The 12938-nt window shown below is 59.6% G+C and carries 13 protein-coding genes; all 13 read right to left on the bottom strand.

Going from position 1 to position 12938, the window contains the following annotated elements; translation table 11 throughout:
* Position 1: 1 nt before the first annotated feature.
* Positions 2–775 (bottom strand): ribonuclease Z, encoded by a 774-nt coding sequence (locus ONB25_00885; GenBank protein MDZ7391443.1) that lies wholly within the window; start codon positions 773–775, stop codon positions 2–4.
* Entirely contained in the window at positions 759–1142 is a 384-nt protein-coding gene (locus ONB25_00880; protein MDZ7391442.1) for a divalent-cation tolerance protein CutA, read from the bottom strand. The genes ONB25_00885 and ONB25_00880 overlap by 17 nt, the downstream gene beginning before the upstream one ends.
* 54 nt (positions 1143–1196) lie before the next feature.
* Positions 1197–1610 (bottom strand): SCP2 sterol-binding domain-containing protein, encoded by a 414-nt coding sequence (locus ONB25_00875; GenBank protein MDZ7391441.1) that lies wholly within the window; start codon positions 1608–1610, stop codon positions 1197–1199.
* Positions 1611–1722: 112 nt separating this feature from the next.
* Positions 1723–1962, bottom strand: a complete 240-nt coding sequence (locus tag ONB25_00870) for a hypothetical protein (GenBank protein MDZ7391440.1) — start codon at positions 1960–1962, stop codon at positions 1723–1725.
* A complete protein-coding gene (locus tag ONB25_00865; protein MDZ7391439.1) occupies positions 1928–2419 on the bottom strand; it encodes a Mut7-C RNAse domain-containing protein in 492 nt (163 codons plus the stop codon). The genes ONB25_00870 and ONB25_00865 overlap by 35 nt, the downstream gene beginning before the upstream one ends.
* 250 nt (positions 2420–2669) lie before the next feature.
* The gene (locus tag ONB25_00860) at positions 2670–3875 is read right to left on the bottom strand and encodes a lyase family protein (GenBank protein MDZ7391438.1); all 1206 of its coding nucleotides are present in this window, start codon (positions 3873–3875) and stop codon (positions 2670–2672) included.
* Positions 3872–5134 (bottom strand): argininosuccinate synthase, encoded by a 1263-nt coding sequence (locus ONB25_00855; GenBank protein MDZ7391437.1) that lies wholly within the window; start codon positions 5132–5134, stop codon positions 3872–3874. The genes ONB25_00860 and ONB25_00855 overlap by 4 nt, the downstream gene beginning before the upstream one ends.
* A gap of 488 nt (positions 5135–5622) precedes the next feature.
* Positions 5623–6108, bottom strand: a complete 486-nt coding sequence (locus tag ONB25_00850) for an adenosine-specific kinase (GenBank protein ID MDZ7391436.1) — start codon at positions 6106–6108, stop codon at positions 5623–5625.
* Positions 6109–6138: 30 nt separating this feature from the next.
* Positions 6139–7068, bottom strand: coding sequence for a hypothetical protein (locus ONB25_00845; protein MDZ7391435.1), 930 nt, complete (start codon positions 7066–7068; stop codon positions 6139–6141).
* Between the two features lie 91 nt (positions 7069–7159).
* The gene (locus tag ONB25_00840) at positions 7160–8509 is read right to left on the bottom strand and encodes a sigma-54 dependent transcriptional regulator (GenBank protein MDZ7391434.1); all 1350 of its coding nucleotides are present in this window, start codon (positions 8507–8509) and stop codon (positions 7160–7162) included.
* A gap of 29 nt (positions 8510–8538) precedes the next feature.
* On the bottom strand, positions 8539–9579 hold the full coding sequence (locus ONB25_00835; protein ID MDZ7391433.1) for a P-loop NTPase: 1041 nt from the start codon (positions 9577–9579) through the stop codon (positions 8539–8541).
* A 73-nt stretch (positions 9580–9652) separates the two neighbouring features.
* Positions 9653–9886 (bottom strand): hypothetical protein, encoded by a 234-nt coding sequence (locus ONB25_00830; protein ID MDZ7391432.1) that lies wholly within the window; start codon positions 9884–9886, stop codon positions 9653–9655.
* A gap of 491 nt (positions 9887–10377) precedes the next feature.
* Complete coding sequence (locus ONB25_00825) at positions 10378–12813, bottom strand: ATP-binding protein (GenBank protein MDZ7391431.1); 2436 nt, start codon at positions 12811–12813, stop codon at positions 10378–10380.
* Positions 12814–12938 lie beyond the last annotated feature (125 nt).

The following is a 12938-nucleotide window of genomic DNA, read 5'->3' as shown; positions in this document are numbered from 1 at the left end:
TTCAGACGCCAATAGTCATGAGGTCCTCGGCCACAGTGATGGGTCCAGCGAATTGGCGCGCGCAGGGAGTCAGCACGTCGACTTGGTCGCAAGGAGGGTAGAGGTGTACGAGGACGAGCTTCTTGCATCCGGCCTCTTGTGCGATGCGCCCCGCCAGACTGGGGGTGAGGTGACCATCAACCTTCTGATCATCTGGGAGCGAACATTCCAAGATAGCGAGGTCCGCATCCCTGCAGAGTTGCACCACCGCCGGGCAATAGTCGGTATCCCCAGAAATGGCGACAGCGTGGGGCCCGGCTTGTAGGCGGAGGCCCAAGGCAAGGCTACTGTGGCGCACGGGCATGAATGTCACCTTCCAGCCGTGCAGACGGCGAGATTCGCTGCCCACCTCGGAGACCGACAGACCAAAGGGAAGGTCCTGCAGCCAGGGGTCATGCGCCGCCCGCAGGCGGTTGACCAGTGCTTGCGTGCCCTTAGGGCCCACAATCTCCAGAGTCCACCCCGTGGGCAAGTCGTGCGTATTGCGCAGCGCAAAGAGCCAGGCTGGCAGGTCGCTCACGTGGTCAAGATGGAAGTGGGTCAACAGCAGCAGGTGCAGATTGCGGTAGTCGATGCCGGCCTCGCTCATGCGTCGCAGAGTACCTGGGCCGCAATCCACCAGGAGGGCCTGCTCTCCATAGAAGAGGGCGATCGACGGCGAGGAACGCCGCCACTGTGGGACGCAGGTGCCCGAACCCAAAATGACTACACGCACTCCTTCAGCCGCGATCGTCATCCCTCCTGGTTGCGTCCAAGAGCCACTGCAAATAGCTTGGCGCGCCATCGGTCACCGGCAGGGCAAGAATCTCCGGTACCTCGTAGCTGTGCACCTGGCGAATCTTGTCCGACAAACGCGCAAAAAGAGCCGCGCGCGTCTTGATGATCAGCAGGCTCTCCTGGTCTTTGCATATTTGGTCTTGCCACCTATAGCACGATCTCACCTCGGGGACCACCGTCACACAGGCAGCCAGTCGCTCCGTAACCAGGAGTTGGGCAATGTTTTCTGCCTGCTCATGCGTGGCCGCGGTGGCAAAGACGACCAGGAAGTCGCTGGCTGGTGCCTTCTCCCTTGGCGCAACGTTATGTTCAGCCGTGCAAGACAAATGTTCGCTCCACTGCCGCTGCTCAGAGGACAACGACCAACCCTGTGGCAGGAGTTACCGCAACAAATCCTCTCTGCCTCTTTCCTTCAGTACTTGCTTGTAAATGGAGGTGGAAAGGGCAAAGAGCGCTTCAATTTCCGCCATCGCCCGGATTGGCCCTGCCGCCCTGATCTGCCTAGCCATGATGGCGGCAAGAGGCTTCACTTTCCCCAACCAGAGCCGGTGTGCCGCATCCCCCGACATCCAGAACTGGATCTCGGCGCGCGTCTCACACGGTCCACAGATCACATCCCAATGGGCACCGTCCACCCTTACGGTGATTTCGGCGTTTGGTTCGTGAAACACAAAACGCAACGACTTATTGAGCTTGAGAAGCTTGGCGCCAAGCTCTGTCTCCTGCAGGGAGCGACGGAACACTGTGCCCAGGATGTCACAGAGCTCTTCCGGAGAAGCGAAGGCCTTCCCCATGCCTATACCTCCTCACGTGAATGACCCCCCATTATGGGACTGTCCGCGAGCCGACGCGCAAGTCGCGGAGCTCCGCCGGTGGGCGCCGGTCGGTTATGATGGTGTCCGCTGCCTAGTTCTGTTCCATCCGCTCCTTGATCAGTCTTTCAAAGCGCGGCTTGTAGATGAGGTCGTAGGTTGCCTCCTTATCTGGGAACAGACGGAGCACACTCTGCTTGGCGGCGCGGGCGAGGGCCAAAGCCTCCGCTAAGCTCATTGGTTCCTGCTGCAAGACCGCCGCCGTCAGGTCCACAATCATGCGCACCCAACGCAGGCGCCTATTCTCTTCCTGGATCTCCAGCTCGGTTGCCACGGCTTTTCTCCAGAGCAGAAGCGATCCATCCCTTCGCGTTGACGATGTGGGATCCTTCCCAGTAGATCCGCCCGCATTGGGGACAACGCCAAAATGACCGCTGGTGGTGGCGCACAAAGCCGGCCACCTGATCGCCGACCGTCTCAAGGCTCACTGGCTCCACCCGACGGTTGCAAATGGTGCAAAGAGTGAACAGGCCCTGTTCAGTGTCCAGGTCAAAGGCCTCCACCACCTGGCGGAATTGCTCGCGCACTTGCTGGCTTTCGATGAACAAACTCCTCCCTGGCTTGAGCGAGTTGGCCAGAGCCTTGTCTCGGGTCAAGACGAGCCGCTGTTCGCTGGTGGCCTTGGAGCGTAACTCTGCGTCCGTCCATGACCTGGAGTACTCGGCGTCGTAGCCGATGATGCGCAGCCATTTGGCCAGCTTCCCCAGCATGACGTCGACGGCGAATTTCATCCCTGGGTCCTATCAAACGGACGGCATTTGAAAAATAGCATACATCTGCCAAAAAGTCAAGCGCTTTGTTGAGTCCGTCGGCACCACGCCCTGGGTGAAGAAGGACAAGCGCCTAAGGCATCCGGTAGTGGCAGGGGCAGGCCGCGACGGTTGGCTCCGGGACCTAGAAGCCATGGTGAAGGGCCAGAACCGGCCTCCCTTTGCCGACCAAACCCTCTTTTATTCGCACCTCGTCAAGGGGGCGCATGGGTCACGGCCTCTGCGATTGTCCTCCCCGTTTCCGCCAGAGCTGTGCCTCGTCGCGGTAGGCGTCCCGGAAGGCTGTCCCTTTGAACGCTTCTAGCAACACTCGCTGCGCCGAGAAAAGCTCAGGAGTCATTGCCTCCCTGCATCGCTGGGCATCAACTTCGATACGGGGGAGGACCCGCGCGGCGATGCTGAGCGAGTCGGCGGTGACCCGCAAGGCGTCCAGCACCCTAACCTTGATCAGCTGGAGATCACGGTGGTAGCCGGAGATCAGGTTCGCGGACAAGCTGGCAATGGCTACCTCGTCCGAGAGGATAGAGTGATAGTGAGCGCGCATGATCTCAAACACATCCGGATTGTGCTTGTGCGGCATGAGGGAACTTCCTGTGCATATCTCCCTTGGCAGTTGGAAGTACCCCAGTTCAGGCATACTGAAGAAGATGACGTCAGATGCGAACCTGTTCAGGTCATAATGGAACAGACTGAGCACGTGCACTATACTTGCCTCGAACTTGCCGCGGCTGTTCTGGACATAGAGCGGGTTGCGCTGTACACGCGCGAATCCCAGCTCTCGCGCGGTGAGGGCGCGGTCGATTTTCACGGGCAGACCGTACCCTGCACCCGTGCCAAGAGGGGACTGATCGATGAGACCCTGCGCCCAGCGCAGCGCTTTGCGATTGTCCTGCAGGGATTCCAGGAATGCCCCCGCCCAGAGCCCCACCGTGGAGGGCATGGCCTTTCGGGTGTGGGTGTAGCCTGGGATGGGCACTGCGCGCCACCTGCGGGAGAACACCTTAAGAGCTTCCGCAAAGCCGACGGCCAGTTGGTCGATTTCGCGCAGGCGCGCCTTGTACAGCAGGCGAAGGGCCGCAAGAACCTGGTCGTTGCGCGAACGCGCCGTGTGAATCTTCTTCCCTGCCTCGCCAACCTTGGTCACCAAAAACTGCTCAAGCGCCGTGTGACAATCCTCTTGTTCAGGGCGGATCTCAAATCGACCCGACCGGGCCAGCTCCCGCGCCTCCTCAAGGGCTTCTTTCAGGGCTCGTTCCTCCTCACTTGACAGGACGCCCATTTTGCGCAGCATCTTGGCGTGCGCCATGGAGGCGAGGCAGTCGTATTCGATTAGCTCCCGGTCTACCAGGTAGTCTCGGCCCACGGTGTATCGCTCTACCTCGGGGTCTAGGGAGGCCTCATCATCCCAGAGCTTCATGTCTTCCTCCGTGTCAGCTGAGCCCGCCAGTCATAAGGGAAACGCTTGCGCAGCACAATGCTGTGTGCTTTGAGCCGGATGGCGTTGATTTCGATGAAACCGCGCGCGTCTGTGGCGTCGAAACCACCCTCTACTTCCATGCTCGAGAGCTCGCGGTCGTACAGCGAGATGGGCGATTCCCTGCCCACCACGTAGACATTCCCTTTGAGCAGGGCCAGTCTCACCTTGCCATCGATGGCCTCCTGGCTTTTTTCGATGGCGCTCAGGAGGAAATCCATCTCCGGTGAAAACCAATAGCCGTTGTAGATGAGCTCGGAGAATTTGGGCACCAGCATGTCGCGCAGGTGCATCACCTCTTTGTCCATGGCGATGCCTTCCAGGTCACGGTGCGCCGTCCACAAAATCGTGGCTCCAGGCGATTCGTAAACGCCGCGCGACTTGATGCCGATGTAGCGATTCTCTACCATGTCCACACGGCCCACGCCGTGCATGTGCCCCAACTCGTTGAGGTACAGAAACAGTTCAAGCGGTGTGTCTTTGGTGGTGCCGTCGTCCAGATTTATCACTTTGGTCGGGAAGCCGTCTTTGAAATGAATCTCGATGAGGCTCTCCTGGTCCGGGGTCTTATGAATGGCCTGCGTGCGGGTGAAAATGTCCTCGGTGGGCCGTAGCGCAGGGTCCTCCAAGATTCCCGCCTCATGGCTGATGTGCATGAGGTTTTCGTCCTCACTGTAGGGTTTTTTGAGGGACGCTTTGACCGGGATACCGTGCTTTTCGGCGTACCGTAACAAGTCGGGTCGCCCCTTGAAAACCTGCAGGAACTCCGGGTCCTTCCACGGAGAAATAACCTTTATTTGTGGGTTAAGGGCATAGTAGGAGAATTCAAATCGAACCTGGTCGTTGCCCTTACCCGTCGCGCCATGCGCTACGTAGGCCGCAGATTCGCGTTCAGCTATCTCTACCTGCTTCTTGGCCAAAAGAGGTCGCGCCAGCGCAGTGCCCAAAAGATAGCGGCCCTCATAGACCGCATTGCCGCGCATAGCAGGGAAGATAAAGTCGGTGACGAACTCTTCCCTCAAGTCCTCCACGTAAACCTTGCGCGCCCCTGTGCGGTAGGCTTTTTCCGCGATCTCGGCAAAGTCATCGCTTTGGCCTACGTTACCCACAAAACAGACGACCTCAAACCCCTTCTCCAAAAGCCATTTCAGAATTACCGAAGTGTCAAGCCCCCCGCTGTATGCAAGAATCACCTTTTCCATTGTCGGTCTCCTTTCAAAGGAATAAGAATGGCGCTCCTCTTTCCGGTCACGGTCGACCGGTAAGTGCAATGTTACATTGGGCTATGTGGGGAAATACTTAGGGCCGGGGCGTGCCCCCGGCACGGCGGCGACGCAGCGGGCGTATTGCAGCAATCTTCCCGGGGGCTGCCGATGCCCTCCGGTGTAACTGTGTAGTGCGTGAGTGTGGGCAAACCGACTGCATGGGTCGAAGTACCTCAGCCTGAAATGATGACGCAATTATATGAAGAAACGTTGATATTATCAACGCTTTTTTGCCCTGCAATGAAGCTTACCGCCTAAGGTCGCAGGGAGTAAATATGGCTTTTGGGCTGGCGTGGTCGTATGGGGAGCGAGCTCTCAGCCAAACGAGCAACGACCGGCTTTGCAGCCCGGTCGTTGCTCGTCGCCGCACCGTATACCCGCTTGGCGAGCAAAATGGGGGATTTAGGCGAAGCGTCCCTCGGTGTCTATCCTAATTTATAGCCGATCTTGCGCAAAAACTCTTTGCGGTGAGCAACGTCGCTTTCCGACTCGACCCCTAACGGGCTTTGGCCGTCAACGACGCCGACAATTCCTCTGCCCTGGGCAGTCTCCACCACCAATACTTCGACTGCATTGGCCGTGGCGCAGAAGATATTGACCAGCTCCACCACCTCGCGGAGTGCGCGCAGCACGTTGATAGGATAGGCGTTGCCCAACAGCAGCACAAACGAGTGGCCGGCGCCAATGGCTAGGGCATTTTTTGTGGCCAGCTCCACCAGATGCGGGTCAGTACCACTGCGTCGCACCAGGCGGGGGCCGGACGATTCACAGAACGCCAACCCAAACTTGATGTTGGGCACGGCACAAACCAGCGCCTCATGCACGTCTTCCACCGTCTTGATGAAGTGGGACATGCCGATGATTACGTTGACGTCATCTGGCTTGTCGACCTTGACGCTCATGATCTCCATGATGGTTTTCCTCCGGGTGCACCCGATTTTCTAATCCGTGGGGGCCCAGTTGTCGCCCACTTCCACAATCCAGGCCCAAAGGAAGCGAGTGGCGATAGGGACGACCGCGGAAGCCTGTTCTGTGGTGGCGTTGACTGCCGTGCCGGCGAAAGGGATGCCGCTTTCTTCGAAGACTTTGGCCGCCGCAGCTAACCCATTATCAAGCGACCCCGGCACAAGAAACAGTCCCCCTTGGTCCTGCACGGTAAATGCCTCTTGCCATGCGCGCAAAGCTGCGGTTGTGGCAGGGCGCAAATCCGCGCTGATCCCGACGCGATCTACATGCAGCACTGGTCCTGAAGAATGGGCCCCGGCATCCGCATAGAGCTGGTGGGGCATGAGGTCCTCTTTGAAACGCAAGTAGCTGTCCACCGCCATGCCCAGGAGGCGTTGATTGGGCCAAAAGTGCCTGCTGAACCGCGCCCGCTGCAGAGTCGGGTCCCAAGTCCATAGGTCCTCCGGGCGATAAAATTCTCCCTCATAGCGGCCGTGGTGTCCGATGGCCCAGGCGGTGTTGAGCAAGATATCCCCCACCTGGGCATTGACTGCCTCGCAGAGCGCAAGGGCCACCACCACATCGGGGCGCCACTCTTGCGGCAGGGCGTGTGCCATGAGCACCGCGCTTGCGGTGGCATTTTCGGTTCCTGGGGGTAGCGTTTCCAGGACCATGCGGACCTTACGCTGCCCCTGGCACTCCACCAGTTGGAAGGTGCGCCCCATTGGCCCCTGCAAAGCGTCGATCTTTGCGCCTCCTCGTGCCAGAACCGCGAGCAGCGAGTCGGCCACCTCTTGCTGGGTCACCTCGACGCCGATCACCAGCCGTTTTTCTGATGGAGCACCTTTCAGCGACAAAAGCAACACCCCGATGAACAGGATGAACGTCCCCACGGGAAAGGCGAACGACTTGTTATCCCTTCTCATCTGTGCTTCCTCCCATCGTCCTCCACCCACACTCTCGCCTGCAGGGAATACATTGCCTTTGGCCACACGTGCCTGGAGGTCCAGAGGTGTCTCATGGCGGGCGTAGCCCCAGGCGTTCCATCATGGAGTAGAGGCGCCTGCGGGTGACACCCAAGAGCCTGGCGGCTTCAGTTTTGTTACCGCCGGCTCGGTCCAAGGCCTTGAGGATCAGGCTGCGTTCCACCTCTTCTATGCGCAGTCCTTCCTCGGGGATTTCAATTGGCTGCGGACTCTGGGCATTGTAAACGACGTGGGCGGGTAAGTCGGCGCGGGTGATTACTCCGCCGCCCGCCATAATGAGTGCCCGTTCCACGACGTTTTCAAGCTCCCGGACGTTGCCTGGCCAGTTGTACTTCATCAAGGCCGCGAGGGCGTCCGGCTCTATGGCGGCCTTTGCGCCCCCGTGCTTTTTCAGAAAGTGATTGACCAACTCGGGAATGTCATCGCGGCGCTCGCGCAGGGGCGGCAGCACGATGGGGAAGACATTGATGCGGTAGTAGAGATCCTCCCGGAAGGTACCAACCCGAAGAGCCTCCTCCAGGTTGCGGTTGGTGGCGGCGATGATGCGCGCCTTGACCGGCACGGCGCGCGTAGCCCCCAATGGCACCATTTCGTGGGTCTGCAGCACGCGCAGTAGTTTGACCTGGGTGGCCAGCGACACGTCGCCTATCTCGTCGAGAAATAGAGTTCCCTCCCCGGCCACTTCAAAGAGGCCGGCCTTGCGTCGGTCCGCGCCAGTAAAAGCACCCTTTTCGTAGCCAAAGAGTTCGCTTTCCAGAAGGCTCTCAGGCAGGGCCCCGCAGTTGACAGCGAGGAAAGGCTTGTCCGCCCGCGGACTGAGCTCGTGGATGGCGCGGGCGATGAGCTCCTTGCCGGTGCCACTTTCCCCCCGAAGCAGAACCGTGGCATCGGTGGGGGCCACTTTCTGCACCATGCGGTAGACCTTTTCCATCCCCTCGCTGCGGCCCACCACGTTTGCCAGCTCGAACGTACGCCGTAGCTCTTGCCGGAGCGCAACGTTTTCCTCCTGGAGCGCCCTTTTCTCCACGATGTGGCGCACCTTGAGGCGGAGCTCGTCTGTCTCAAAAGGCTTGATCAGATAGTCATAGGCCCCCTGTTTCATTGCCTCCACGGCCGTCTGTGCCGTGGCGTACGCGGTCATCAGGATGACCTCCACCTGCGGCTGACGGGCCTTAAGCTCCTTGAGGACTGACAGGCCATCCATGCCAGGCATCTTGAGGTCGCACACGACCACATCATACTGCTCCTGGGCACACTCCCTGAGTGCACTCTGGCCATCGAAGGCCATGCTCACGTGGTGGCCGTCGGCTTCCAGGGCGGCCTTGAGCACCTGGCACATACGCTGCTCATTGTCGACGACCAAAACGCGTCCGCGTCGCACCTTATCCTCGCAATGGTGAAGAGGCACCCCTATTCGATCGCGGTGGTAAGAAGAGTTTTTAGCTCCCCCAAGGGCATAATGGGGCAGGGGTAACCGCCCCGGCGCAGCTCGCAGCTGGCCCAGCAGGAGCACTTGGTGCTGCAGACGAGGGTGCGTCCGTTCCCGGCCGCGTTCTCTGGGATGAAGGCTGGCCGCCATTCTTTCCGCAGGCCGGTCGCCGCCAACTCAACAATGGCCGTCAGCTGCTCCAGACACCCGTTGAAGAACTGCACCTGCTCCCCGGGTGTTTTTGTGGCGCGCATGAGTCGCCGTAGTTCCGGACGGTAAGGGACATAGCCCCACAGTTCTGCTTGCAGGCCCAGCTGGTCCAAGAGCACCGCGCGCAGCGCCTGACCTACCCTGCGGTCACTCGCTTCGCGCACGCAGTTGACCACGATCCCAATCCGCATCTGTTCTAGGAGGCTTTCAAAAAGACTGCTCAAACAGTGGCGTCCGCGATTGAACCCGCCCAAAAGCTGGCGTAGGGGGGTATGATCTCCAGCGCGTTTGCGCAAGAAACGAAGGAGGGTGTTCGCCTCCGGGCGCCCCGTGGACCTTTTGTGCAGCCCATGGAGCAAGCAGGCCTCGACAAAGTGGAAGGAAGCGTGTATAGCAGCGGGCTCAGGGGTGGTCACTAGTATGCCCAGTTCGGAGGCAAGGAAGCAATCCAATGTAAACGCAGCAGTGCCCGGCCCAAGGTCCATGATGGTAAGTGGGACATCCAGGGCGCGCACGGTGCGGATGAGCCTAGTGGCAAGCGCCCCGTCCTCGGCCGCCTCCACAGGGGCGTCGCATACAGAAACAAGCTTCAGCTTCCCCGTTGGGTCAATGGTACACTTCTGCGCGGAGGTTGAGCATACCTGTGGAGTGTCAGACCCCGGAGGAGCCAGCCACGCTGTCAGATTCTTTCCCCCAAGATCGGCGTCGACCAAGGCCACGCCATGCACCCGGTCACACAGGTGCTGCGCCAAGGCCAGTGCAAGGGTGGTCTTTCCCACCCCACCCTTACCACTCCCAAGCGCAACGAGCACTTTGTTGCTCCTTGCGTTATGCATAGCACACCCCTGTCACTTCCTCACCTCCACCGTACCCACAGGGGGTCCCCTAACTCAAGTCTAACTCCGACTGGGAGGGCACGATCTTCACTTGCTGCGCGAACTCGCGAAGGCGGTCCACCTCTTCCTGAGTAAACAGGCGCCAGCCCCGACGGTCCTTTTGCTTGGCGTCGCGCACCAACCGTGCCGCCTTCCAGCGGTACCAGGTAGCCCTGCTAATCCCAGCAGCCGCCAACGCTTCGTGTGTTCTGTAGTAGGTCTTTCCCTTGATGACTATCGGCATTGTCGTTCCCCTCAAGCCCCCGCTATTATTATCGACAGATTTTGAGACGTCTTAAGATAAGATTTTTTTCCCAAATCGTCAAGAGAAAACTGGATTTTTTCCCCGGAGGAATTCCAGCGGAGTGCACAGTCCGCCTTTGTGGAACAGTCACGATCGGTCAAGGACGATCCCGGGAGGGCATAGAGGGCTAAGAGGGCGGCCCGCCCAGGCTGGGTAGCAAGGAGGGCTCGTGGGTATGGGCGGTGTGAGTCAATGTGGGGCCGACACACGCCGCGAGCGAGGGGAATACATACAGACAGGGGGCCGATTGCCGGGAAGTTCTCGCCTCCCCGTCAGATTCGAAAAGCGTCAGCCGCAGCATTCCGTCAAGGCCAGTGCCGCGGACGTGATTCTATGTGCGCAAGAGAAAACCGGCCACGACCGCCTACACCGACAGAGGGTTCCTTAAAGAGGCCTATGGTGTCCACCCGGTTGATCGAGCCAGCCCCGACCTACCACGCCGGTGTAAGCCGGCCCGTCTGGTCTTCCCAATGCGGTGCCCAGGCCAAGGCCACGAGAGACACAGCCACGTCGCTCTTGCGCGGGCGAAGTACCACAGTCTCCAGGGCCTCATTCCTTGGGTCAGAGCGCGCCTGGAGCTCCTGGATTTCCCGGGTCAGCTCTTGCTCGGCCTCGGCCAGCTCCCGGCGAGCCGCAGCCAGACTCTCCTCGGCTCGGCGAACGTCCTGTTCTTCCTTAAACGTGCGACTGGCTCCCCTGGCCGCGGTAGTGGCGCGCCCAATGGTGGACTGGGTGACGGCCCGTCTTCCCAAAAACGCACCAAGCAGGGTTGTTCCCACGGAGATTGCGGTTTGCATCTTTTGCTGTCTGGCTTGTTCTGCCTCACGGGCCAAGGTCAACTCCGCACGGCGCACACGCTCTTGGAGCGCGTCAAGACGGGCAGCATATTTTTGCCGCAGGCGGGCTACCTGCTCATCCCTCTGCTCATGGGTGGCCATCTGCAGCCGGATGCGAAAGTCCCTCTCCGCCTCGCCAGGTTTGGAAACAAGGCCCAGTGAGGGACTCTTGAGGAGTTGGAGGGTCTGCGTGCGGAAGAGCCACTCCTGGAGATCTTTGCTCCAGGCCGCATAGTTGGCCTTCTTTGTAGCCTCAGCCGATACCTGGCCAAAGCGGGCATCTTGGACCCTAGGCTCCTGCTCTAACCGCTCTTCGTCAATGTCCAGGCGATGGGCACCCTCCCAGTTCACCAGCGAGGGACGCTCAGGCAAGTCCGCAAGGAGTGCCACCTTGTCCTCAGTGCTGACGTCCGTTTTTCGGTCGAGATAGTAGACTCGGCCCACGCCCAGGAGCATCGGTTCATAGCAGAGCTTTGCTTCCGGCGGTGGGGTTTGGCGTACAGGAATGAAGCACTGAGGAATGCCAGGATCAAGGACCGGCCGTGCAGCGGTGACCTCTTTTGCCCTGCTGGGCTGCAAGGTGGCAGGCGAACCCTGGCCCTCTCCGGTACGAGGAGCCGCCTTCTTGCGCTCGTCCATCAGGGTCTTGATTTGGGCGCGGGTCAAGGGGCCGCACAGGTAGGACATCGCCCAGCGCGTTTCGAACGTGACCGGTGCCTTCTCATGCACGTTGTGCATGAGAAAGACGCGTTTGCCGAGCCCCGCAAGTGTCTGCTCCATGCGCCTGCGGTCAAAGCTCCCCCCGAGGTTCGCTCCCTCCAGGCCGTCCAAGAGGCGCTGTTTGTCGCGCTCCGTCTGCAACCGGCCTATGAACCAAGTGCCGGTATTGGCCAGGCCTTTGTAGTCCAAGTCCACCGGGTTTTGCGTGGCAAGCACTATCCCCAACCCAAAGGCGCGCGCCTGTTTCAGCAGGGTCATAAGTGGTGCTTTTGCCGGCGGATTGGCCACCGGCGGGAAGTAGCCATAAATCTCGTCCATGTAGAACAGAGCACGGAGACTGCTTGTGCCGGACTGCGTACGCATCCATCCCAGGATCTGGTTCAGTAAAAGCGAGACGAAGAACATACGCTCGGCATCGTTGAGATGGGCAATGGAGAAAATGGCCATGCGCGGCTTTCCCTCGGGCGTGTAGAGGATGCGGTCGATGTCCAGAGGCTCCCCTTCCAGCCACGTGGCGAAGCCGGGTGCTGCCAGTAAGTTGTTCAAACGCATGGCCAAGTTGAACCGCTCCTTGGTCGGGAAGAATGACTCCACGTCGAAGACCCCAATCTTGTTCATGGGCGGTGACTGAATGGCGTGGATGAGCCCGGCAAGCTCCATGTCCTGACCTTGCCTCCAGGCGTTATCGAGGATATTGCTGAGGAGAATGTGCTCGCGACTTTGCAGCGGGTCGGCCTGAATGCCCATCAAGTTAAGCAGGCTGGTCACGGTTGTGTTGACGCGCTCACGCAAGAGCTCATCCTCATCGAGAATTCCTTGCGGGGGAGCGGCGAAGGAGGCGACAATTGAAACCGGAAGCCCAGCCGTACTCCCTGGCGTGTAGATCGCAAAGTCAGCGGACTCCCGAAGACGGCGGATGCGCTCCCCATCCTGTCCCCATTCTGCCAGTCCCTTCTTCCATAGTTCCGCCTGTTGCCGGGCGTATTCTTCAGTGGAAACGCCTAGCTTGCGTGCATCATCTTCATTGACCCAGGGTAGGAATTCTTGGGTACTGAGTCCCGGGAATGTCAGCAACAGGTTCGGCAAGTCCCCCTTGGGGTCGACAATGATGGCGGGGATCCCGTCCAGGGCGGCCTCTTCCAGAAGCCCGATGCACAAGCCAGTCTTCCCGCTGCCGGTCATGCCCACACAAACTGCGTGCGTGACCAGGTCTTTGGAATCGTAAAGCAAGAGCTCGTCGAGACGCGCTCTCTTTTCCAAATCATACAGGCGCCCCAAGTAGAAGACGCCGAGCTTCTCAAAATCTTGCATAGCTTATTTCCTCCCGGACGCTAATCGGCTTCAGAGTCTTTTGCATTAAAGATATGAACCTTCGGGAAAAAGTCAAGGACAATCTTGCTGGGTCAACAGTGGGGAGGAGATTTGCTGAGTAGGGC

The sequence above is a fragment of the candidate division KSB1 bacterium genome, from assembly GCA_034506335.1.
Classification (GTDB): Bacteria; Zhuqueibacterota; Zhuqueibacteria; order JANLFK01; family Oleimicrobiaceae; genus Oleimicrobium.
Note: the sequence above shows the minus strand (reverse complement) of the source record. Positions and strands in the feature narration are given on the sequence as shown.